The 23,912-nt window shown below is 45.8% G+C and carries 16 protein-coding genes; 11 read left to right on the top strand and 5 right to left on the bottom strand.

Annotation, left to right across the window (positions count from 1 at the left end; all coding sequences use genetic code 11):
- The first annotated feature begins 229 nt into the window (after window positions 1–229).
- From BK127_RS02085 to BK127_RS02075, 3 genes are all read left to right on the top strand, one after another.
- On the top strand, window positions 230–1,108 hold the full coding sequence (locus BK127_RS02085; protein ID WP_076228060.1) for an NAD(P)-dependent oxidoreductase: 879 nt from the start codon (window positions 230–232) through the stop codon (window positions 1,106–1,108).
- Between the two features lie 81 nt (window positions 1,109–1,189).
- The gene (larA, locus tag BK127_RS02080) at window positions 1,190–2,455 is read left to right on the top strand and encodes a nickel-dependent lactate racemase (RefSeq protein WP_076228058.1); all 1,266 of its coding nucleotides are present in this window, start codon (window positions 1,190–1,192) and stop codon (window positions 2,453–2,455) included.
- Window positions 2,456–2,714: 259 nt separating this feature from the next.
- Window positions 2,715–5,045, top strand: a complete 2,331-nt coding sequence (locus BK127_RS02075) for a helix-turn-helix domain-containing protein (protein ID WP_076228056.1) — start codon at window positions 2,715–2,717, stop codon at window positions 5,043–5,045.
- 143 nt (window positions 5,046–5,188) lie between these two features.
- On the opposite strand, the gene BK127_RS02070 is transcribed toward BK127_RS02075, so the two are convergent.
- Entirely contained in the window at window positions 5,189–6,028 is an 840-nt protein-coding gene (locus BK127_RS02070) for a metallophosphoesterase (RefSeq protein WP_076228053.1), read from the bottom strand.
- Between the two features lie 488 nt (window positions 6,029–6,516).
- Between BK127_RS02070 and BK127_RS02065 the strand changes: the two genes are divergently transcribed.
- The 7 genes from BK127_RS02065 (at window position 6,517) to BK127_RS02035 (ending at window position 18,335) form a co-directional block, all read left to right on the top strand.
- On the top strand, window positions 6,517–7,479 hold the full coding sequence (locus BK127_RS02065; protein WP_256711137.1) for an ABC transporter permease: 963 nt from the start codon (window positions 6,517–6,519) through the stop codon (window positions 7,477–7,479).
- A gap of 19 nt (window positions 7,480–7,498) precedes the next feature.
- On the top strand, window positions 7,499–8,380 hold the full coding sequence (locus BK127_RS02060; RefSeq protein WP_076228051.1) for a carbohydrate ABC transporter permease: 882 nt from the start codon (window positions 7,499–7,501) through the stop codon (window positions 8,378–8,380).
- 156 nt (window positions 8,381–8,536) lie between these two features.
- Window positions 8,537–10,069 carry a type 2 periplasmic-binding domain-containing protein gene (locus BK127_RS02055; protein WP_076228048.1) on the top strand — a complete coding sequence of 511 codons (1,533 nt, stop codon included), beginning with the start codon at window positions 8,537–8,539 and terminating at the stop codon, window positions 10,067–10,069.
- Window positions 10,070–10,179: 110 nt separating this feature from the next.
- Window positions 10,180–12,204: an alpha-amylase family protein gene (locus tag BK127_RS02050; protein WP_076228045.1), complete on the top strand. Its 2,025-nt coding sequence runs from the start codon at window positions 10,180–10,182 to the stop codon at window positions 12,202–12,204.
- A 219-nt stretch (window positions 12,205–12,423) separates the two neighbouring features.
- Window positions 12,424–13,971 (top strand): type 2 periplasmic-binding domain-containing protein, encoded by a 1,548-nt coding sequence (locus BK127_RS02045; protein ID WP_076228043.1) that lies wholly within the window; start codon window positions 12,424–12,426, stop codon window positions 13,969–13,971.
- Between the two features lie 129 nt (window positions 13,972–14,100).
- Window positions 14,101–16,122, top strand: coding sequence for an alpha-amylase family protein (locus BK127_RS02040; protein WP_076228041.1), 2,022 nt, complete (start codon window positions 14,101–14,103; stop codon window positions 16,120–16,122).
- A gap of 197 nt (window positions 16,123–16,319) precedes the next feature.
- A complete protein-coding gene (locus BK127_RS02035) occupies window positions 16,320–18,335 on the top strand; it encodes an alpha-amylase family protein (protein WP_076228039.1) in 2,016 nt (671 codons plus the stop codon).
- Window positions 18,336–18,435: 100 nt separating this feature from the next.
- Here BK127_RS02035 and BK127_RS02030 read toward each other — a convergent pair whose 3' ends face one another.
- From BK127_RS02030 to BK127_RS02020, 3 genes are all read right to left on the bottom strand, one after another.
- Window positions 18,436–19,413, bottom strand: coding sequence for an NAD-dependent epimerase/dehydratase family protein (locus BK127_RS02030; RefSeq protein ID WP_076228037.1), 978 nt, complete (start codon window positions 19,411–19,413; stop codon window positions 18,436–18,438).
- 158 nt (window positions 19,414–19,571) lie between these two features.
- On the bottom strand, window positions 19,572–20,882 hold the full coding sequence (locus tag BK127_RS02025) for a UDP-glucose dehydrogenase family protein (protein WP_076228035.1): 1,311 nt from the start codon (window positions 20,880–20,882) through the stop codon (window positions 19,572–19,574).
- Window positions 20,879–21,862 (bottom strand): sugar phosphate nucleotidyltransferase, encoded by a 984-nt coding sequence (locus tag BK127_RS02020; RefSeq protein ID WP_076228032.1) that lies wholly within the window; start codon window positions 21,860–21,862, stop codon window positions 20,879–20,881. Before BK127_RS02020 ends, BK127_RS02025 begins: the two co-directional genes overlap by 4 nt.
- Window positions 21,863–22,103: 241 nt before the next feature.
- Here BK127_RS02020 and BK127_RS42890 point away from each other — a divergent pair, with 241 nt between their 5' ends.
- On the top strand, window positions 22,104–22,523 hold the full coding sequence (locus BK127_RS42890) for a hypothetical protein (protein ID WP_179097353.1): 420 nt from the start codon (window positions 22,104–22,106) through the stop codon (window positions 22,521–22,523).
- 206 nt (window positions 22,524–22,729) lie between these two features.
- Here the strand turns inward: BK127_RS42890 and BK127_RS02010 are convergent, their stop codons facing one another.
- Window positions 22,730–23,872 (bottom strand): glycosyltransferase family 4 protein, encoded by a 1,143-nt coding sequence (locus BK127_RS02010; RefSeq protein ID WP_076228030.1) that lies wholly within the window; start codon window positions 23,870–23,872, stop codon window positions 22,730–22,732.
- Between the last annotated feature and the right edge of the window lie 40 nt (window positions 23,873–23,912).

Below are 23,912 nucleotides of genomic sequence, written 5' to 3'. Positions count from 1 at the left end.
TGTTCATATTTGTGATTACGCGGATTTTGTCGATAGGACTTTAACGATTAATCGATATGGAGTTAGACACATTTTGATACTTGGCGTTGGATTTAGCTCGAAGTACCCATAACAACAAGACATTTTTTGATATCCTGTAGCACTTTTGGCAAAAACAATAAATGTCGCTACCATCTGCTGCCAACTTCTATTAAAATAGAGAAGAAGGTTACAAAGGAGGAATTTGGATATGGGTTCAATTAAACAAGGTGCTGCAATCGGCTTCATCGGTACGGGTGTCATGGGTCAAAGTATGGTCAAAAATTTAATGAATGCAGGATATAAGCTGCATGTATACAGCAGAACCAAATCGAAAACTGATGAATTGGTGGAAGCTGGTGCTGTATGGCAGGAAACACCGGGAGCTTTGGCCCGTGAGGTTGACGTTGTGATCACGATGGTTGGTTTTCCAAGCGATGTTGAAGAAGTATATTTGGGTGAGCAGGGTATTCTCCGTCATGCACAATCAGGCACTTACCTAATCGATATGACGACCTCCAGTCCTTCACTTGCCAAAAAGATCGAACAGGAAGCGAAAAAAGTACAATGCTATTCCCTGGATGCTCCAGTTTCCGGTGGTGATGTGGGTGCTCGTGAAGCTAGATTGTCGATCATGGTTGGCGGTGAGCAGGATGTATTTGACGCAGTTTTGCCTGTATTTGAAGTGATGGGCAAAAATATTGTCTATCAAGGACAAGCAGGCGCAGGTCAGCATACAAAAATGTCCAATCAAATTGCGATCGCTTCGAATATGATGGGTGTTTGTGAAGCGTTGATCTATTCGAAAAAGGCTGGTCTTGATCCGTCCACTGTGCTTAAGAGCATTGAATCAGGTGCTGCGGGCAGCTGGTCACTGAGCAATCTGGGACCGAGAATTATTAAAGGTGACTTTGAACCTGGATTTTTCGTAAAGCACTTTATTAAAGATATGGGAATCGCTATTGATTCAGCTGAAGAGATGGGGCTGCAAACACACGGTCTCAAGCTGGCTAAATCGTTGTATGAACAGCTGCAAAAGCTTGGAGAAGAAAACAGCGGTACACAGGCTTTGTACAAAATATACGAATAAGCGAGCATAAGCTGAATGGTCGAGGCTGGATTGTGTTCACGGCTCTATTTGGCCTATACGAGTGTAAAGGCGTGATGAAGGATGGAAACCTTTTTACAATATGGAAAAGATGCTTTGCGGATTAATGTACCTGATCATTCCAAAGTCATTGAACCTTCGCACCTGGAGGGCTTGCAGGACGATAAGGCTGCCGTCATGGAAGCATTACAACATCCGATCGGCGTTCCTCCCCTGCGTGAGATGGTGAAAGCGACGGATAAAGTGGCTATCGTAATCAGCGATATTACAAGACCTACACCGAATCATAAGCTGGTTCCTTGGCTGATCGAGGAACTGGCCCATGTACCGGCAGAGCAATTCGTCATTATTAATGGGACGGGCACGCATCGGGATCAAACGCGGGAAGAATTCGTGCAGATGCTGGGCGAGGAAGTCGTCGATAAGGTTAGAGTTATCAACCATCATTGTCACAACAAGGATGAGTTAGTCAACCTGGGGCGAATCTCGTTCGGCTGTGACGCATATTTGAACAAGGAGTACGTGGAAGCGGATTTCCGAATTGTCACCGGATTTATCGAGCCGCACTTTTTTGCCGGGTTTTCCGGTGGACCCAAAGGGATTATGCCTGGAATAGCAGGAATCGAGACGATTCTGACCTTCCATAATGCGCGGATGATCGGGGACCCGCTCGCAACCTGGGGGAATATGGAGCACAATCCTTTACAGGAGATGGCTGGCGAGGTTAATCGCTTGTGCAAGCCTGAATTCATGCTGAATGTAGCGCTGAACAAAGACAAGGAAATTACGCAGGTATTTGCCGGGGAGCTGTTCGAAGCCCATAAGCAGGGCTGTGCTTTTGCCAAGGAGCATGCGATGGTTCCGGTTGAGCAGCGTTTTGATGTAGTCATTACCTCCAATTCGGGCTATCCACTGGATCAGAATCTGTATCAGGCAGTCAAAGGGATGAGTGCGGCACACAAAATTGTCAAGCAGGGCGGGACGATTATTGTTGCTTCCGAATGCTCGGATGGGATACCGGATCATGGCAATTATGCAGGCATATTACAGCTGCGTAAAACGCCGCAGGAGATTTTGGAGCTGATCAACGATCCTTCGTTTTCCCAATTTGATCAATGGCAGGTACAAAAGCAGGCTGTTGTGCAGGTGTGGGCGGATGTGTATGTGCGCTCATCACTGCCGGACGGGCTAATAGAACAAGCGATGCTGAAGCCTTCCGCTAATATCGATGATACGCTGCAGCAGCTTGCGCACAAATATGGTGAATCTATGAGTGTTGCTGTGCTGCCTCTGGGTCCCTTGACAATTCCTTACGTTAAGGGCGAGTAAGAAGGTATGTTCAAAAGGCTTTCAAGATAAGCATTAGGGAGGCTATGCCGACCGATTGTTGAATCTTGAGGGCTTTTTGCGTTGGCAGACATGGAACTGTACTTGAGAAAGCACTCATGACAAGTATTGACGGTTCAACGCCGCCTTCCTTCTGGTTATAATCATGTAGTACAATAAAAGCAGGGCTCATTAAACAGTCAGAAATGGATATTAGACATTGCGTGGAATCCTCCCGCAGTAGATGGAGGCAGAGGCAGCTATGACCAACTGGATTAACCACTTGTATCGTGCATTATTTCCCGGGAAAGTGGAGCGAAGTGGTAAATATTTACATCGTTTAATTTGGGTAGGTTGTCTTTCGGTATGTATTCCCATCCTTGTAGCCGGATTATTATATTATCAGTTTGCTATGGAACGGACCAAGGAGCTTATTATAGATGAAAGCAAATCGTCACTGGCACTGACAAGAGACCGGGCGGAGCGTATTTTGCAAGGCATTGAAAAGGAGTCCCTTCAACTGGCAGCCGAACCGGTAATCAATGATGTATTTTCGAATCGGATCACAGACAAGCCATTGGTATGGCATTTGGAGCTGATGAATAAAATTACATTGGCCAAAAATGCAAACGATTTTATTAATGAAATCTACTTTTTCAGTACGCAGGAAGATGTGGTTCTGACGAATCAATATGGAGCCGTCGACCTTCATGAATTTAAATATAAAAACGATGTTGTGCAGTTGATGGCGGATAAAAATCCATTGAGATGGGTGTATTTGCCGGACAGTCAACAAAGTGGAATCATCACATTTTTCCGAAGATTGCCGGTAGCCGCTGCAGCTTCTTCACAAGGTATTCTGGCTTTTCAGATCGATGCCAAAGGGATTATGCGATTTTTCCCCGATGATACGAATTTGTTAATGAATGGAAAAGAATTGATTTTTGTTAGCTATCCGCACCAATTGGCTCAGTCCGGGAAGACAACAGCGGCTAACGCTATGAGTCTGGAGGATATGCCGGTCCTGAAAAAAATTAGCGAAGCGAGCAGCAGTATCGACAGCTTTTATTATACGGGTGCCGATGGCAAGGAAGCCCATTATTCCTACGTCAAAAGCTTGTTTGGACGCACCTATGTATCGGTAATTCCTCAGGAGCTGATTACGGAGCGATTAGTCTGGATACGTGTGATTACGTTATTGGCCTTGACCTTTTTTATTATATTGGCCGTCATTTTCACCTATTTCAGCACCAAACGTGCTTATAGTCCGATTGATCAGCTTATTAAGCACAGTAAGTCGCTTGGAGCCGGACGTGTGCAGACGAATGAAAATGAATTTGACTACATTCGCGCCTGTCTGGATTATTTGAGCAAGGAGACGCAGCAGCTTGGCAGTTATATGGATAAGATCCAGCCGACATTGCGTGAACGGTGTCTGCAGCAGCTCATTAATGGCGATTACGTGCTTAGCAATTCCCTGATTCAGGACTGTGAAACGTACGGTCTGACAGTTAAATCCAACTATATGATCATGGTCGTCGAGGTGGAAAATGTGCTGAGGGAAACGCGGTTTTTGCCGGGCGATCAGCCGATTATTGCTTTCGCCGTGGCCAATGTGATTCAGGAGCTCATGGATAAAAACTCGGATTTAAAGGGTTATGTATTTCCGTATCAGGGTAAGGGGATTGCTTTGCTGCAATGGGATCATGATGTGGAGCAATCGAAGCTGCCAGAGAGGACGATTGAATTTGCCCAGACGGTTTGCGACTCTTTGAAAAACTTCCTGTCCTTCGAAGCATCTGTAGGGATTGGCCGCTGCTACTCGCATATTGCCGACGTTCCGGTTTCATACAAAGAAGCTGAGGTGGCCCTGCAGTATCGTATTTATCAGGACACGGCTTCGGTCCTCTATATTGAAGATCTGGAAAATTCGAAAACCCGCGCCATCTTCCGTTACCCGCGTGATTTGGAGGGAGCGATTGTTGATTCGTTATCCAAAGGCGAGTTGAAGCAGGCAGAGCAATCGCTGGAACGGTTCACCAAGGCGCTGCAAACATCACAATCGGTTAATTTTATTCACCAAAGCTACTCGGTACTGCTATCTGCGATTATTACTTCTCTGGAAAAACAGGGAGGGAGCATTCTCGATATTCTGGAGCATAATCTGTTCGGCCAACTGGAAAGCAAGCAAACCTCCCGCGACATCATCGACTGGTTCAAGGAGGTATTGTTCCCGCTGCACAAGAAGCTGACCGAGGATTCGCTTAATGATACAGGACAGACTGCGATTTGGCAGGTGTGCCAATATATTCGCGAGCACTGCACGGAGGATCTGTCTTTGGTGTACTGCGCCGAGCTGGTGGGGATGAGCCCTTCTTATGTAAGCCGATTGTTCAAAAAGGAAATGGGGATCAACTTCCTGGAATTTGTCGTGGAGTGCAAGGTCGAGGAGGCGAAGCGGCTGCTGCTGGAAACAGACCAAAGTATCAGCGAAATTGCCGCGATCATTGGCTACTCCGAACGTAACCTGACCCGCGTGTTTCAACGCAATATTCAGATGACTCCAGGGATGTTCAGGACGGCGTATCGGTAGTTGAATTCGTAAATCTGTGTGATGCTTTAAAATTGAAGGTGAAACTATAGATCATTGTAAGGGATTCGTGATAATAGTATCGCGAATCCCTTACGCATCTTAACGAATGTTATACATGAACAAACCGCCGATTCTTACAATCGTTAGGATTTTACTCCTTTGACCGTGAGGTCGAATTGATTGTTATTGATTGTCAAGGCTGCTTCATAATAACCTCTACCACAACCAGAGGAATTACATTTACATTGGTACGCACCCGAACATCCGCACACATAAAATTTGGTCTTGGTAAATCCAGGGTAAATATTTGTCAGCTTTTCATAAAATGTATGTGCATGATGAGTGAAAATAGCTATAACGTTATTTCTCACATTGGAAGGAATCGCATTGAAAAAATGGTCTGTTTCATTCTGACTCAAAACATGCGTAGGATCTACTGTAATTCCTTTTACCTTTAAAGGCCAATGACAATCGATAATATAGTAAAAATTAGGATCTAATTTTTTAAGCAAATTTATGCTTGCAAAGCTGAATTTTCCAGGTGCATTATCCAACCAGACATACTTCACTTTACCATTCGTCCCAGGGAAATTCATCTGTCCGAGAACATTTCCTAAATACCTTTTGAATAAAACTCTAGTATTATCTTCCCAATTTCCTATAGACGCCTTAAAGGGGATATTCTTGGGACCCAAAATCCCTCTGGCGACATCTTTGAATGCTTTATAATCCACATCAGCGGCTGTTCCCGTCGAACCGTGTTTATTATCCCCTCCAAAAATAACAAACTTTTTATTCCCCGTTTTCACTGCTTTAGATAACAGGCTTTTATAAATGCTTAGTCCATTACCATAGCCGACATGACTATCACCAATAATCGTAAAATTGATTACTTGAGCAGCTGCTTTACGTACCGGTTTGGATTTGAAAAAAAGTTTAACTTTACTAAGTTTTTGATTGTTCCTTATCAATCTCAATTGCATTCATCCTTTCCATTAGTCGGATTTGTGTATGAATACTTTTATTCTTAATGGAACTTCTATGTGTGGGTAAAATGGTTGTATGAAATAAATGGGTTCTGTGAGCGCCCAATCAACCCATCCACAATAAATCAAGCGTGTCCCGCAGGGACGATAAGCGTCCCGAGAACACCAAAACCCCGCGCCAAATCAATCCATCCACAAGAAATCAAGCGTGTCCCGCAGGGACGATAAGCGCCCCGAGAACACTACAGCCGCGCATCCGACTAGGGAGTCCAGAGGGCTAGGCCCTTTGGGGCCCTCCCTATAGGGAGGGTTTGGGAGGGTGCGTCCCTCAGGGTTCCGGGTGAATATCAAAAGACAATTTCTGTCCATCCCTCCGGACCTTAATTGCATTTCAAGAATTGTCTGTATACTGCCCTCCTCCAGCAGTCTAGTATTAGGTTCACAGGGAAGCAATCCACAACAAATGAGGAGAGAGGGCGTACACAATGATAGAATCCAACAAGGCCGTGTTGATCACCAGAGCAACCGGAAACGCAGGCTACTGGTCCAGGCTATGGAATCGGATGGTGCAGCACAAATATATGTATTTGCTGGCTTTACCGGGAATTTTGTTTTTCATGATATTTAAGTTTGCACCGATGTGGGGGCTGCTGCTTGCTTTTAAGGAGTATAACCCGTACAGCGGATTTGCCGGCAGTGAGTGGGTGGGGTTCAAGCATTTCACCGAACTATTTACGGACAAAAATTTCTACATCATGCTTCGCAATACGTTTGCCATTAACATATTCGGCTTGGTGTTTATGTTCCCGCTGCCGATTATACTCGGCTTGATGTTGAACGAAGTTCGTCATGAGGTGTTCAAGCGGATTAATCAGTCGATCGTATATTTACCGCATTTTTTATCATGGGTTGTTGTAGCAAGTATGACTTTTTTTGTACTGTCTACAGATGTCGGGATTATCAATAAATTAATAACGGACTCGGGTGGGGAAAGCATCGCTTTTCTATCGAATCCTAATTATTTCTGGGGAATGATCACGCTGCAAAGCATGTGGAAAGAGGTAGGCTGGGGTACGATCATCTTCCTCGCAGCGATGGCGGGCGTCGATCCGCAAAGATATGAAGCGGCTGTTGTTGACGGTGCAAGCCGTTGGCGGCAAATCTGGCATATTACCTTGCCTGCGATTCGACCTACTATTTTCATTTTGTTAATTCTTCGTTTGGGACATATGGCCGATGTAGGCTTTGAGCAAATTTTGTTAATGATGAACCCGCTGGTTTCGTCCTTGGCCGAAGTATTTGATACCTATTCCTACACACAAGGTATTCTTAAAGGCCAGATCAGCACCGGGGTTACGGTCGGTATGTTTAAAGGTGTGGTAGGCTTTATCTTGGTCATGGTTTCCAATTATGTGGTTAAAAAATTAGGACACGAAGGAATCTATTAATTAAAGGAGGAGAAAACGGATGAGCTTTGTATCGAAAAAAAAATTGGAGCCCTTCGACTGGGTCAATTATTCATTGCTGGCCCTCATATCATTCGTCTGTGTGTTCCCGTTTCTGTATGTGTTTAGTGTTTCTTTTACCGATCCACAGGTGTATGTGCCGCTGAAATTTTATGTGTTTCCGGAAAAGTGGTCGCTCTCCGCTTATAAATATATTTTATCGACCAACAGCTTTGCGAATGCTTTGAAAAGTACCGTATTTATTACAACCATCGGTACGGTGATGAATGTGATTGTTTCGTTCTCGTTGGCCTATGCTTTAACAAAAAAGACAATGCCAGGCCGCGGTATTATGATGGGTGCTGTTATTTTTACGCTCGTGTTCAGTGCGGGGATCGTGCCGAATTACCTGCTGATTAAAGAGCTGGGCTTGCTAAATTCATACTGGGCTCTGATCTGGCCGGCGCTGACCAATGCGTGGAGCTTGATTGTCATCAAAAGCTTTCTGGAATCGCTGCCCTCGGAGCTGGAGGATTCAGCCAAAATTGACGGCTGCTCCGATCTTGGCGTGTTCCTGCGTATCGTGATTCCATTATCGATGCCTGCGATTGCGGCGTTTACCTTATTTTTTGCAGTAGCGCACTGGAATACGTATTTTAATGCATTGATCTATATTTCGGATTCGAAGAAATGGACGCTGCAGGTGCTGGTCAAAACACTCGTTATCGATTCCGATTCGAACGGTGTAGGTCAAGCGGGTTCCGGCGGAGATGATCGGATGGTTCCTCAGGAAACGATTCGAATGGCTTCGATCATGCTGTCGATGGCGCCAATTCTTGTCATCTACCCGTTTTTGCAAAAACACTTCGCCAAAGGTGTTATGCTGGGTTCAGTAAAAGGTTAGTCGATCCGCTGGACGGACAATTTTTATCCTGAGCCAATCAGCACATCAATTGTCTGTATCACTCGGTCCAATCCAGGTTTAGATTGAATAGGAGTAGAGAGCTTTCCAATAAGAGAGCATTTTTATGAAACCATACGATTCAGGAGGATTTATTAAATGAAATCATCAAAAACATGGACAGCCAGCGTATCTGGCGTGGTAGCTCTATCTTTACTAGCAGGTTGCGGAGGCAACGAAGGTCAATCTCAGACACCGGGTGCAGCAGCAGGCACTGGCAGTACAAGCAAGCCGCTCGAAATTAAAATGTTTGCCGGGCTTTACAATGAAGTTCCCGATATGAAAAACGCGTTTTGGACCGAATGGCAAAAAAGAACGAACACCAAGCTTGACATCGAATGGGTTCCGGACGGTGATTTGAATACGAAGCTGGATCTATTGCTGGCCTCCGCGGATCTTCCCGAGGTTCTGGCAGCGCCGTCTGCGGTGCGTCCTACACTATTGAATGCTGTCCGCAGCGGCGCATTTTGGGATTTGACGCCTTTCCTTGGCGATCTGAGCGAATATCCGAACCTGAAAAACAATCTGGCCAAGGACGCGCTCAAATATTTGACGGTTGATGGTAAAATCTATGCGGTTCCGCGTTCCCGTTCCCGAATTGATCCTGGAATCAAAATCCGTAAGGACTGGCTGGACAAGCTGAGTATTCCCGTGCCGAAAACCTTGGATGAATATGCGGCAGCCTTGAAAAAAATCGTAGAAAGCGATCCTGACGGTAACGGCAAGAAGGATACGCTTGGCTTGATCGGTAACGAAATTATTGTAAAGGATGCTGATCCTTCGTTTGCCGCAGGTTTCGGTGCTTTGGATCCTACTTATAATGCCGAAGGCGGTATGATTGAGAGCCGTTTGACTCCGCAGTATAGCGACGCGGTTGCTTTTTACAAAAAGCTTTTTGATGATGGCATTCTTTCCAAGGAATTTGCGGTAATGAAGAAAACGCAAGCCGAGGAATTGTATAAAACCGGCCGTGCCGCTTCCTATGGACGCAGTGTGTGGTGGGACAATGAGTGGGAAACCGCCATCAAGAAAGTACAGCCAGACGCTCAAATTTTGAACCTGCATTTAAAAGGACCTAAGGGAGACGCTATTGAGCTGCAAACCGGTGTATCCGGCGGCTACTACATTTCCAAAAAGGTTCCAGAGGCCAAGGTGAAAGAGCTGCTGAAATATTTTGACCAAACCGCTTCCAATGAATTAACGGATTTGGCTTACTACGGTATCGAGGGTGTACACTACAAGCTTGTCGACGGGCAGAAGGTGCTGAATGATCAAGGCATCAAGGAAGTCAACACCACAAGCAAAGGCGCAGGTGTGCTTGCCTATTCCAAGTGGGGTAAGGTAGAGAGTGCTTCAGGCAGCAAAGCTTATAATGATGCGAAGAAAAAAGAAGTGGAAATTTTCGATGAGGTCGGTAAAGTCAATCCGTTTAACTACACGGTGTCGAATACCTGGAACAGCACATGGCCTAAATACGAGAATGAATGGAAAGCCAATGTGACTAAAGCGATCGTTGGTCAAATTACGCTGGATGAATACAAGGCCTACGTCGACAAGATTAACAATACACCGGAAATGAAAAAAGCTTACAAGGAATTTACCGAGTCGTACAAATCTTTTACCGGTAAGTAAGAAAGAGCAAGTAAGCAAATACAACAACCATTCAACGGTTACCAAGCCGTGTGGAGCCTCCAGACCATTGGCACACACACGTAGCTGGTAGCCGTTTCCAGGAGGAAACTATGGATACAACGAACAAATCTTGGTGGCAAAAGCCGCTGCGTGTTATTCAACCGAATCTTCAGGTCCGCGACACGGATCAAATCGATCCGCAGGAGCTGGCTGCTCAAATGAAAGATATGGGAGCCAATACAATTGTCTTTAATGTCGGCGGCATTTATGGATGGTATCCGTCCAAGGTCAAATTTCATACGGTGAATGAATTTTTGCCAACAAGCTTTGATCTCTTAAAGGAAGTCATCGAAGCGTGTCATCAGCAGGATATCCGGTTTATTGCACGTGTCGATTTCAGTAAGGCTGAGGATTCCATCTACTTGCAGCGGCCGGATTGGTTTGCAAGAGATCTTCAAGGTGAGCCGATTACGATTGGTGCCAAACGGCCGGGCAACTGGTCACTGCTGATGTCTACTTGCATTAACAGCGCTTACCGGAATGAGGCAGTGGCGATTCCCGTCCTTCAGGAAATTATCGATAACTATGACATTGACGGGATTTTCTTCAATGCACCTAATTACACCCTCTGCTACTGTGAAGCCTGCCGCCGCAAATATGCGAATCTGTACGGAACGGAAATGCCGACGGAACGAAAAGCTTTCGAACCGGCCTGGGAATCGACCTGCCTGCGCGATAATATGGATAACCTGTACACAATGATCAAACAAACCGGCAAAGATATTCCGATGATCCTTTACTACAATCTGTACCATGATAATTTATTTGATCGTGCGGAAACGACTGACATGTTATGCACGGAGCCGCAGGATATTTTGTCGCTCGGACATCATCATATTCCGGAATTTTGGAAGCCTGCTTTAAGTATGAAAATGGGCCGCAGCCTGCCGGATCGTCCGACTCCTTTTGGCATCGTGCATTCAAGTCCGGGTATGGATTGGCGGCATACGGGGCTTCCTCCGGCTGAGTACAGCTTCTGGCTGTCGCAAATTCCGGCTCATGGCGGGAGCATCTGGCATTCCTTAACAGGGATACCGAATACGATTGGTGACAAAAGAATTCTGGATGTCGTGAAAAATTTCAACGTCAGCGTCGAGAAGGTCGAGAACTATATGGATGGGGCTGCTCCCGTAGCGCAGATTGCCATGATGTGGACAGCAGATGCTTCGGCAGAGGGCTGGGCTGATGGTTTGATCAATATGCAAATTCCTTTTGATGTGCTGCTGGAGGCACAGGCGACAGCTGATAAGCTTTCACAATATCGTGGTCTTGTTATCCCGGAAGGCATGCAATATTCGGATTCGTTTATTGCAATTATTAGCGACTATGTCCAGGCTGGCGGTCATATTTTTGCCGAGGGAGCGATTCCGAATCACCCGGCTCTGCTGAAGCTGCTTGGTATTTCAGAGGATATGTACACAAGCGAGTCATTGCTGGCCTCGTATCTGCGTTTTGAGGGTGCTAACAATCCATTGCAAAAGGGACTGGAGCATACCGAGCTGATCGCTCATCGCGGCAAGGTCAATTATGTCAAACCAACGGGAGCAGACACACAGGTGCTGGCGACATTGGTGCCGCCATTCTCACCACTTGAAAGTGTGGGAGCACCTCCGGAACGTGCTTCACTGCCGGTTAGCCATACGGATTTACCACTCGCCGTTTGGAATCCATCAGGAAAAGGCCACGCGCTGTACCTACCGTTCTCCTTAAGCCAATTGATCAATGAATATAAATTGGGTGAGCACTACCAGTTCTTATCCAATGTGATTGATATGGCACTCGCTGAACATAAATTTATTGAAGTCAGCAACTTCCAGGGATTGCAAATGACTGTTTTTGAAAAAGATAAGACATTGCTTGTCCACCTTGTTAACGGAGTTGGCAGACGTCCACTATCTACCAATATTCCGCTGCATCAGATCGAGGTGTCGATCAGGTTGAATGGTAAAAGCGTGAAGGCTGTGAAGCAGCTCATCTCCGGGCAGCCATTAGAATTTGAGAGCAAGCAGGACAAATTAGCGGTTTCCGTTCCGAAGTTGGATATATGGGAGTGTCTGCTGATCGAATTTGAGTAAAACGAAGGCAGACCAATCTTGCTGCCCGGACAGTTTTTGACTTAAGCAGCGTTTAGCATGAATTGTCTGTATGATTCCGGTTGTTTGGCATTTAATATCGGGTTATCGGGGTTCACGTTCGGACAACGAACGGAGTCCCGGCCCAATGCCATAACAAACTGAAGTTTGGCTTGGAAGTTAGTTTTGACTTCATAAAAAACTTTTAAGGGGGACAATTTAATGAAAGCGTTTCAAAAATGGTCTGCAGGCATTTCATGTGTAGTTGCTTTATCTTTAGCTGCTGGATGCTCAGGAGGTACTACAGAGAAAGCTGCACCTGCGGCAGCTGGAACAGGAACTGCGACTGATACCAAGGCTCCGGCGAAGCCGCTGGAAATTAAAATTTTTGCCGGATTGTACAACGAAGTGCCTGATATGAAAAATGCGTATTGGACTGAATGGCAAAAGAGAACCAATAGCAAGCTGGATATCGAATGGGTACCCGATGGCGATTTGAAAACGAAAGCAGATTTGTTGTTCGCATCAGCTGATCTTCCAGAAGTCGTGGCATCCCCTGATTCTACCTGGCCGACACTGCGCAGTGCGATCAAGAATGGTGCCTTCTGGGATTTAACTCCATTTCTTGGCGATCTGAGCCAGTATCCGAACCTGAAAAAGAACATGGCCCCGGATTGGCAAAAGTATTTGTCGGTTGACGGCAAAATCTATGCGGTTCCACGTTCCCGTTCACGAATTGATAACGGTATCAAAATCCGTAAGGACTGGCTCGACAAGATGAATATTGCTGTGCCGACTACTTTGGATGAATATGCAGCTGCCCTGAAGAAGATTGTCGATAGCGATCCCGATGGCAATGGCAAGAAGGATACGCTTGGTCTTATCGGACACGGTGTCATTATTAATGATGGAGACGACGCGTTTGCGGCCGGCTTCGGTGCGCTGGACCCTACTTATAATGCAGAAGGCGGCATGATCGACAAGAGAATGACTCCGCAGTGGACCGAGATGGTGAATTGGTTCAGAGGTTTGTATACCGATGGTGTGCTGTCCAAGGAATTCGCGGTTATGAAGAAAACGCAAGCTGAAGAGCTGTACAAGACTGGCAGAGCCGCTTCCTATGCCCGCAGTGTATGGTGGGACAAAGAGTGGGAGGATTCCATCAACAAAACACAGCCAAATTCCAAAATTATAAACCTCAATCTGAAAGGACCTAAGGGCGACGCCATTGTGTTATCCACAGGTGTATCCGGCGGCTATTACATTTCCAAGAAGGTTCCTGAAGCCAAGGTTAAGGAACTGCTGAAATACTTCGACTACACAGCTTCCGATGAAATGACCGATTTTGGTTATTATGGACTGGAGGGCGTGCATCATAAAGTAGTCGGTGGTCAAAAAGTATTGACTGAGCAGGGCGTGAAAGAGGTTAATACCACAAGTAAAGGCGCGGGCGTTCTGGCTTATGCCAAATGGGGTAAGGTGGAAAGCGCATCAGGAGACAAAGCTTATAACGATGCGAAGAAAAAAGAAGTCGAAGCCTATGACACGATTGGCAAGGTAGATCCTTTCCGCTATGTGTACTCTGCGACCTTCAACAGCACTTGGCCGAAATATGAAAGCGAATGGAAATCGATGATGACCAAAGCGATCGTAGGACAAATCTCGATGGATGAGTACAAAGCCTATATTGAAAAATTAAACAACCTGCCTGAAATGAAAAAAGCTTATATGGAAAACACCGAGGCCTACAAGGAATTTAACAAGAAATAAGCACAGAGCGCGTTGAATGTGAAAATGAAATGAACGGAGTGCGGTTACCGGGGGCTTCCTCTGGTAACCGTTTCTATGGTAGATGCTTACGAAGAAAGCTTCCTACGGAAGCTCACAGGAGGGTCAATCATGCAGAACCATACCAAAGCGTGGTGGCAAAAGCCGCTGCGTGTAGTTCAAACCAATTTGCAGATTAAAGACACCTCGCTGATCGAACCGGATCGGTTTGCTGCCCAAATGAAGCAGATGGGGGCCAATACCATCGTCTTTAACGTGGCGGGAATTTATGCCTGGTATCCATCCAAGGTGCCTTTCCATACAATTAATGAATATTTACCGCACAACTTCGATTTATTGAAGGAAGTGATCAGAGCTTGTCATGAGCAGGGTATTCGCTTCATCGCACGGTTTGACTTCAGCAAGACGGAAGACAAGTTTTATTTGCAAAAGCCGCAATGGTTCATCCGACAGCCATCAGGCGAACCCGAGATCATAGGTGCAGGACGACCGGGAAATTGGTCTTTGTTGATGTCGACCTGCCTGAATGGTGGTTATCGCAATGAGGATGTAGCTATTCCGGTGCTGGATGAGGTCATTAGCAATTATGACATCGACGGGATTTTTTTTAATGCGCCTCGTTTCGTACCCTGCTGGTGTGAAGCTTGCAAGAAGAAATACTTTAAGCTGTTTCAAAAGCCGCTTCCAGCCGATAAAAGCCAATTTGATCCGAGCTGGGCACCCACCTGCTTCCGTAACAATGCGAGCCATTGGTACAATTTTATCAAAAAGAAAAATCCTGAACTTCCGATGATTTTATACCTGTACCCAGCTAATATGCTGGATAGTGAGCAAACCTCAGATCTGCACTGCACGGAGCCGCAGGATATTTTGTCGCTTGGGCATCATCATATTCCTGAGTTTTGGAAGCCTGCCCTCAGTATGAAGCTGGGCAAATCATTGCCGGGTCGGCCTACACCATGCGGGATCGTTCATTCCAGTCCAGGTATGGACTGGCGGCATACAGGACTTCCGCCAGCGGAATACCGTTTTTGGCTGTCACAAATTCCGGCTCAAGGCGGGAATATCTGGCATTCGTTAACAGGCATACCGGAGACGATCGAAGACAAACGGATTCTGGACGTAGTGAGTGATTTCAATCGCAGCGTAGAAAAAGTAGAGAGCTATATGGAGGATGCGGTCGGTGTCGCGCAAATCGCGATGATGTGGACAGGTGACCCATCGGCAGAGGGTTGGGCTGATGGCTTGATCAACATGCAAATACCATTTGATGTCATCCTCAGTGTACATGCAACCTCTGAGAAATTGTCACGCTACAAGGGTCTCATTATCCCTGAGGGAATGAAAGTTAGTGACGCGTTTATTGCGACCCTTCATCAATATGTGAAAGGTGGCGGAACTATTGTCGTCGAAGGTGCAGTTCCTGAAAATGAGCAACTGCTTGAATTACTGGGCATCTCTAACCAGCTATACACGAGTGAGGCGCTGACAGCATCTTACCTGCGCTTTGAGGGAGATAACAATCCACTGCAAAAGGGTATGGAGCATACCGGCTTGATCGCACAACGAGGCAAGGTGATGTATGTGAAGCCGATTGGCAGCGATACGCAGGTGCTTGCTACCTTGGTACCGCCGTTCTCACCACTTGAGAGTGTGGGAGCGCCCCCGGAGCGGGCGTCGCTTCCGATCAGCCATACGGATCTGCCGCTCGTGATCCGGAATCGAACCGGCACAGGCCATGCTGTGTACATGCCTTTTTCACTCAGTCACTTGATTAATGAATTCAAGCTGGGTGAGCATTATCAGCTGCTGTCCAATGTTATCGATATGGCTCTTGGTGACGATAAGCTAATTGAGATCAGCAACATTCATGGTCTGCAGATGACCGTTTTTGAAAAAAGCAATACCATGCTCATTCATCTGGTTAATGGTGTCGGAAAGCGCCCGCTGGCAACGAACATCCCGCTGCACGACATCGAAGTCAGGCTGAAGCTGGTTGACCGCAAGGTCACACAGATCCGTCAGCTGATCTCCGGTCAAGCGATGACATCTACCGTAACGGATGGTAAACTAGCCATCACCATACCACGGCTGGACATCTGGGAATGCTTGTTCATAGAATTTGAAAAATAAATCTTTAAGTTGGGTGAATAAGGAGTGGAGCGACCGTGGTGTTCTGGAGATAGCAGAGCGGTGCCTTTGTTCATGTAAACTTACCGCTAAATGTCTGATTCAATCAGAGTTTCCATGAACAACAGCAATCGTAAGAACACTTCGGTCGCGCAGCGATTCTTATTCCCCCAACTTTCATCTTGCTAGGAGGCAAAGTTATGAGCTGGTGGAAATCAAACAATTTACGATTAATTCAAAATAACCTGCGTGAAACGGATGCTAATCTGAATGTGGATCGTCTGATTGAAGATTTGCAGCGATTATCCACGAATGTACTGATGATGAACGCAGGTGGGATCGTTGCCTTTTATCCGACAAAGCTTGAGTATCAATACCGGGCTGCTAACCAGCAGAAGGATTTGCTGAAGGAAGCTATCGAAAAAGCGCATGCTCATGGCATGAAATTTATCGCCCGTTTTGATTTCAGTAAAGCGCATGAATCGATTTTTGACAAACGGCCTGAATGGTTTTACAGAACCCGTGAGGGCAAAGAGGTCAATTATCATGGGATCGTGCATACGTGCATTAACGGCTACTATCAAAGAGAATATTCACTGCAAATGATTGACGAAGTGATATCAAATTACGGTGTGGATGGCATTTTCTTCAACATGTTCGGTTATCAGACGCGTGATTATAGCGGCACTCATTACGGAATCTGCTTTTGCGATAGCTGCAAGGCCAAATTTCATGAATTTAGCGGTTTGCATCTACCGTTAACCGAAAGCTTGGATGATCCGGTATACCGCCAGTATAAATTGTTCCAGGATGCGACCACCAAGGAAATGCTGGATCTTATCCATGCACTGGTGAAAAGCAAAAACAAGGATATCGCGATTTCGACGTATAACGAGCATAAGGTCGATATTGTCCGCAAGGAATCGAATACGGATAACAAGCGTCCCCATCCGGTTTGGTTGTATTCAGCCTCGGAAAATGTGCAGTCGCTGGAGGATTCCTGGGAGGATAAGCTGGTCAGCAACTGCTGCATCAATGCGATTGATCTGGTCCATCGGTTTACCGGCGTATCCAAGCATGAGGTTAATATTCGCTTGAAGGAAGGCTTGGCGAGTGGATCGGGACTCGATTTTTGCATTATCGGCGTGTTCGAGGATTATCCAGATCGTGAGAATTTGCCGACGGTTGCGGCCATCTATGAGTATCACAAAAACAATGAACAATATTATGGGAATTTTATTTCAATGTCCGATGTCGCCCTGATCAAGCCAGGCAAGCCCGTTCAGAAAAATATGAAGGAATATTTGGGGCTTTACAAAATGCTGAAGGAGGAGCATGTGCTGTTCGACGTTCTGGATCAAAATGTTCTCGCGACGAAAGCAGGATCGCCCAAGCGCTATAAAGTGATTATGATCCCGGATATTACGAGCTTTTCCGAGGATGAGCTGCAGGCGCTGGAAGCTCTTTATCTACAAGGTGTTTGTTTGTTCAGTACAGGTGGGTCCTTCACCGAAGGCGTTGAGAATGCGTCTTTTCTCCAGCACAGGTTTGATGTCAAGTTGGAAAGTGTGCACGTACACACGCAAGAGGCCGCTTACCTGCTAACTGACAATAAGGAGCTTTTTGCTAGCTTTCCTGATCGTGATTGGATCTTCCTGACCGACAGCTTTTACCGCGTTGAATTTGGACCGAATACGGATAAGCAGCTTCCTTACGTTATTCCATCCACATTTGGTCCGCCAGAGCGTGCTTCCGGTCATCGAATCTCCGAGCAGCATTGGGGAGCGGGCATCCATATGAATGGGAACGACAAGGCTGTGTATATCCCATGGCAGGCTGGTGAGCTCTATTACAAGCATGGCTATGCCGATCATAAAAACGCGGTTATGGACTTGCTCCATCATACTCTGGATCAACCGTTGACTCTGGCGACAAATGCGCCGACGAATGTGGAGGTGTTTTTTCACAAGTTGCCTGATGGCAATTATATCCTGCATGTGCTGAACCTTTCCGGCTTTAACGGTGTATCGTATACAACTCCACTTCCTGTCTATGACTTGAAGGTAACGCTTCATGGATTAGAAGCATGCAGTGAGGCTATTCATCTATCCGAACCATCCCAACCCCAAGCTGTGTTTGTCCAAACCGAACAGGAGATGTCGATTGAAATACCGGAATTGAATGATTTTGCTGCAATTGTGATTCGTACCCGTTAAGAAATTTTGTACAGCCCCATTATAGAAACAATGAAGCCTCCGCTCCACGGTTAAAGTGGAAACGGGAGGCTTCATTGTTTGAAAATGAATAATCTTATTACTATTTTGAATCCTGGTCGGATGCAGGCATCATTGTAGTCATTTCATATATATCGTGTATTTCTTGTTCAAGTCCATGGTACAAATCCATCTTAGGCTCGTAGCCCAGTAAGGATTGGGCCTTAGTAATATCTGCCCAAGTATTCCTGGGTTCCCCATACGTAGGTCGGATAAACTGAATGTCCACTTTTTTGCCAACCAATCGTTCCAATATAGAAATACATTCCAGAACCGAAGCGCGTTCCTTACCACCGATATTGATGGTTTCACCGATGACATGATCCGCATAGGCAACCTGGGCAACCGCTCGAACACAATCTTCTACAAATGTGAAGTCTCGGGTTTGCTGACCATCACCATATATGGGTATCGGTTTATTGTGCATAATGTGATTAATAAAACGGTGAAATGCCATATCCGGTCGCTGTCTCGGACCATACACGGTGAAGAAACGAAGGATCACGATAGGAACCTCATCATTATGAGCGTATACGTGACACAGCTGTTCCCCGGTAAGCTTGCTGACTCCATACGGAGATAAGGGATCTGTTGGAGTAAGCTCGTTGACTTGCCCCGTCTTTTCTCCATATACGGAAGAGGTTGAAGCGTAAATCAATTTCTGGACCGGATACTGTCGGCAGCCCTCCAGCAAGCATTGCGTAGCCAAAATATTGTTCGTCACATAAGTCTCAAAGTCGGGGCCAAAGCTCGAGCGAACACCAGGTATTGCCGCCAGATGATAGACAATATCCACCTGTGGGAGCAGGTTCTCCCATGAAACCTTCAAAATATGCTGCTGAATAAAAGAAAACCGCGGGTGATGAAGCAGCTTTCGAAGATTGCGCTCCCTCATCCAATTGGGAGTAGCCGATTGGACAAAGGCATCCAGTCCGATGACCTGATTGTTTTCATCCTGAAGCAATCGCTCGCATAGATGTGAACCTATAAATCCGGCAGCGCCAGTGACTAATATCTGCATAACAACCATCCTTTAGCTGATTTAGGTACGTCGACTTTATTTTATAATATCAGAATTTATAAGTTTTCAGCAGAGCTGAATATTCTGATATTGCAAGAAAAGCAACCTATTGGACACGAATGTATCTTCACCGAATAGGCTTCGATCAGAAGCTTTTCTTATTTGTGCATCTGAGTCCAGTTCATGCCAATACCAGAATAATGATAGCCCTGTGAAGTTAATTGCGCGCCATCCAGCATATTTCTGCCATCCAACAGGAAAGGCTGCTTCAAGAGGCTTTTTAATTGTCCCCAGTCCGCCGTGATATACGGCTTCCATTCCGAGCATAGGATGACAGCATCACAATCCTGAATAGTTTCCTCCAAGGAATCGAACTGCTGCAGCTGTTCGGAGTACATGCTGCCCGGAAGCTTGGCTATCGGATCGTGGACTCTGATCACAGCAGAGCTTTTCAGTAATTTTGCAATAATGCCGATTGCGGGTGCTTCTCTGATATCATCGGTATCCGGTTTAAAGGAAATGCCTAATACCGCGATTGTTTTCCCGTTGAACGAGCCCAGCAGCTGCTCCCAAATGTCCAAATAATAGACAGCTTGCGACTGATTGACCTGCACAACTTTTTCTAGAATCGTTAAGCTCAGGTCATGCTCCTGAGCTGTAAACAGCAGCGCATGGATATCCTTGGGAAAGCAGGAGCCTCCATATCCGATACCTGCTCTTAAAAAGTGCGCTCCAATCCTATGATCCATCCCGATCCCGACTGCAACATCGGCAATATTCACTCCTAATTTCGTGCACAGTCTGGCCAATTCATTGATATAGGAGATTTTCGTAGCCAAAAAGGCATTTGCAGCATATTTGATCAGCTCAGCTGTTTTGGGCTTGGTAACCACAACAGGACAGCTTAATTTCTCATATAAAGATCGAAGCCATTCTGTGGCTTGGTCATTTTCACTGCCAATAATAATCCGATCAGGCTCAAGAGCATCTCGTAATGCGCTGCCTTCTCTCAGAAATTCAGGATTAGATATCACGTCAAAAGAAATCGCTGTAAGCTGGGCTTGGGTAATCCATTGAACTACTTGTTCGTTGGTTCCAACAGGAACCGTGCTTTTGATAACAACTAGTCTGTATCCAGGCATGTTTTTACCGATACTCTCCGCTGCTTCTTTAACAAACCTCAGATCCGCACTGCCATCACTTCCTGAGGGTGTCCCGACACAGAGGAAGATGACTTCATTATCGCAGACAGCCATGTCCACCTCTGAGGTAAACGTGATCCTGCCGGAAGCCAAATGCTTTCTTAATGCATCGTCCAAGCCAGGCTCATAAAAGGGGAGTACGCCTTGACTCAACATTCGAATCCTTGACTCATTCGGGTCCAATCCTGTTACATTCCACCCAAGCTCTGTAAGCAGCAAAGCTGTAGTCACGCCGACATAGCCCATTCCCATAATTAGAATATTCATTTGTTGGTTCCTCCGTAGGTCAGCACGTACATTAATTGCGGACCGAGAATGGCATGACTTAGGGCAGTTCCAGTATCAAACAGCTCAAGTCCTTCCAGCAAGATGCAGTTCTCCATATGGCAACCGTCCAGCTTAACTTGCGGACCAATGGTTACATAAGGACCGATGATGCAGTTCCTTAATAAGGCGGTAGGGTCAATGAGCACAGGGGGAATGATTATGCATTCGTCCAAACGTTTGCGATTATTCAGCAATCCATCGGTATCCATCTGTTCCAGCATCCAGTGATTCGCTTCAAGCCATCGTTCCATCGTCCCCACATCTGAATAGTTTTGTTCTGTCTTGTGGAAGACTGCTGAATAGCCATGATCGATCATCCACGAAATGGCATCCGTGATTTCATATTCTCCTCTTGGAGAGGGTCTTATTGCATGTATGGCCTTGAATATGTCTGCACTAAAAGCATAAGCTCCCAGAACGGCGAGGTTAGACTTGGGTGATACAGGTTTTTCTTCAAGTCCTACTATTCGATTCCCGGCGATTTCCGCAATGCCAAAATCCTGTGGGTTTGCAACGCTTCCCAGCATAATCGCGACCTCATGGTGATCATAAAGAATGGCTTGAGCCAAAGGCTCCAAGGACTCTGTAATCAGGTTATCCCCTAATAATAAGATGAAGGGTTCATCCAGAATAAAGGATTCGGCCTGAAGAACTGCATTTGAAATCCCAAGGGGCTGCAATTGATGAATATAGGTAATATCCAAATTCCACTGCTCACCTGTGCCAATTTCTTTCATGAAAAGCGCGAGGTGCTCGGGACGTATGACAATTCCAATCTCACGTATTTGTAATTTAATCAACTGTTCAATGCAGTAATAGAGAATAGGTTTGTTCGCTACCGGGAGTAATACTTTTGGTGTTGCTTCGGAAAAGGGGTAGAGCCGGGTGCCTTTGCCTGCACAGAGAATTAATCCCTTCATAAGGTTTGAGCTCCTTGCTAATATGAATTTATTATTAATTTATGAATATCATTTTCTATATGTTAGGGCGATTAGCAGTTCATAGAAAAATATGCGCTTTGATCAATAAGTGTAGTGGGGTCAACTGAATTCCGCCTTTCTACTCTATCAAAAGCCTACACAATTAGATTAGGAAATCATAGAATACAGGGAAACCTGAGAAGTTTCAAAATTAGAAGCGAAGGGAATGATCGTGGTGTCATTGGCAGATCAAGTGAAGCTAATGCTTGACAACCATCCTGAGGTTGTAGAAATTCAAGTGGAATATTTGAACGGGGAGACACGGGATTATTCTCTGGAAGAAGAGGGAGAGGACGGAGCGCCTTCCTTATCCAGAGAATCTGTAATTAGCAGTTTGTTGAGTGAAGTGGATTGGGCTCAAGTGGATCAAATTGAAGTAGAAATGGAAAATGGTGACAAAGTCGAGATGGATGTAGAGACTGGAGAATTGGAAGCCCCTGAAGCAGATGATGAAGAAGATGAAGACGAAGAAAGCGAAGACGAAGAAAGCGAAGACGAAGAAAGTGAAGACGAGGACAGCGAAGACGAAGAAGAAGAAGAAGAAGAAGAAGAAGAAGAAGAAGAAGAAGAAGAAGAAGAAGACAGCGACGAAGAGGTTTAAGGAAGGACATGTAAATTTAATAGCTTTAGCGGTGATCAACCCGGGCACTTGCCGGGTTGATCAATCGTTCATGGAAGATATTGTTATTAAATCTATGTAAGTGTACAAGCTGCTTACATGGAGATAGAAAATGCTGCTGCATCAGCCCTAACGCTGGACTCCTGTCGTCAGGAAGTCCAGCTTAGGAACTGAGTCTGAAGGGTTCGTTATCTGCGTTCCCAGACGGACAAGATGTCGTCAGCAACTCGCTGCCAAGTGAAATGCTGCTCAACCATACGACGGCCATTCAGACCCATTTGACGAGAACTATGAAGATCAGATAACAACAAATTAAGATGATGCGCATATTCCATGGGATCTTCCGGATCCGTTATTAGAATGCCATTATTACCCCTTACAATTTCCGGGTTTCCTCCCCGATTGGTGGTGAGAAAAGGGAGTCCTGCAGCCATTGCCTCGTAGTGGACTCTTGCCAACGGCTCCTGCCAGATGGAGGTACAAACAAAAATATCACTCGCACAGAACCAACGATGAACATCGTGAGCTTGAACGTATCCGGTTGTGATTACGGGTATAGGGGAACGCACAGCTAGAGCGCGGACATAAGCGACATAGTCACTAATCGTATTATCGCTGTACCAAGCACCACCTACAATGACAAGCGCGGCATCGGAATGCCGCAGATGAGACATGGCGCGGACAAGGACGTGTGGACCTTTGTTACGCGACAATCTCCCTACAAACAGGATTATCTTTTTGGATGCAAGATTGTGCTCCGTTCTAATACTTTCTCTGGCCTGCAACGAATACTGGGATTCGGTCCAAGGGGCAAACTTGCTTAAATCAACCCCGGAGTAAATCGTTTTGAGCTTCGGCTCTGCTTGAGGGAAGTATTCACTTATCGCACTGCCAATATAATTACTAATGGTAATGATCCGTTCAGTTTGCTCAATGGCAGCGCTGCCCTCGGCTTTGCTGATTTTCAAAGGATTAAACATGTCGTTATGCATACTTAATATAATTCTGGAGTCCGGTGCGGCCTCGTGAACGGCAGCAACGAGCTTCGGACGATTAAAAATATGAATGATATCATAGTGCTCCTGACTCTGCGAGAGGAAGCTGATCACCCCTTGAACATAAAGATCTAAAACTCCATCTGAATCTACACGGACATAGCGGATACCATCAGTGACTTCTTCGTTTAATAAATCAGGATCTGTTCTTCCAAGGATCGTAATTCTATGATGCTTGCTTAATAGCGAAGCAACTCCACAGATATAAGTTTGTATGGCACCGCCCCTAATGTTGGGAACAGGTAGTTTTTCAGTACAAATCATTAAAATATTCATTAGGCCGTATCCTCCTAAATTTAATAGAAAACTTACATCG

This window comes from Paenibacillus sp. FSL H7-0331, from assembly GCF_001956045.1.
This window is presented reverse-complemented; position numbering and strand designations above follow the sequence as displayed.

Excerpts from the sequence above, each read along its gene's own strand:
- BK127_RS02030 (WP_076228037.1), bottom strand. The coding sequence starts at position 19,413 with ATGCAGATATTAGTCACTGGCGCTGCCGGATTTATAGGTTCACATCTA.
- BK127_RS02045 (WP_076228043.1), top strand. The coding sequence starts at position 12,424 with ATGAAAGCGTTTCAAAAATGGTCTGCAGGCATTTCATGTGTAGTTGCT.
- larA (WP_076228058.1), top strand. The coding sequence starts at position 1,190 with ATGGAAACCTTTTTACAATATGGAAAAGATGCTTTGCGGATTAATGTA.
- BK127_RS02025 (WP_076228035.1), bottom strand. The coding sequence starts at position 20,882 with ATGAATATTCTAATTATGGGAATGGGCTATGTCGGCGTGACTACAGCT.
- BK127_RS02075 (WP_076228056.1), top strand. The coding sequence starts at position 2,715 with ATGACCAACTGGATTAACCACTTGTATCGTGCATTATTTCCCGGGAAA.
- BK127_RS02060 (WP_076228051.1), top strand. The coding sequence starts at position 7,499 with ATGAGCTTTGTATCGAAAAAAAAATTGGAGCCCTTCGACTGGGTCAAT.
- BK127_RS02050 (WP_076228045.1), top strand. The coding sequence starts at position 10,180 with ATGGATACAACGAACAAATCTTGGTGGCAAAAGCCGCTGCGTGTTATT.
- BK127_RS02070 (WP_076228053.1), bottom strand. The coding sequence starts at position 6,028 with ATGCAATTGAGATTGATAAGGAACAATCAAAAACTTAGTAAAGTTAAA.
- BK127_RS02055 (WP_076228048.1), top strand. The coding sequence starts at position 8,537 with ATGAAATCATCAAAAACATGGACAGCCAGCGTATCTGGCGTGGTAGCT.
- BK127_RS02020 (WP_076228032.1), bottom strand. The coding sequence starts at position 21,862 with ATGAAGGGATTAATTCTCTGTGCAGGCAAAGGCACCCGGCTCTACCCC.
- BK127_RS02040 (WP_076228041.1), top strand. The coding sequence starts at position 14,101 with ATGCAGAACCATACCAAAGCGTGGTGGCAAAAGCCGCTGCGTGTAGTT.
- BK127_RS02035 (WP_076228039.1), top strand. The coding sequence starts at position 16,320 with ATGAGCTGGTGGAAATCAAACAATTTACGATTAATTCAAAATAACCTG.
- BK127_RS02085 (WP_076228060.1), top strand. The coding sequence starts at position 230 with ATGGGTTCAATTAAACAAGGTGCTGCAATCGGCTTCATCGGTACGGGT.
- BK127_RS02065 (WP_256711137.1), top strand. The coding sequence starts at position 6,517 with ATGATAGAATCCAACAAGGCCGTGTTGATCACCAGAGCAACCGGAAAC.
- BK127_RS02010 (WP_076228030.1), bottom strand. The coding sequence starts at position 23,872 with ATGAATATTTTAATGATTTGTACTGAAAAACTACCTGTTCCCAACATT.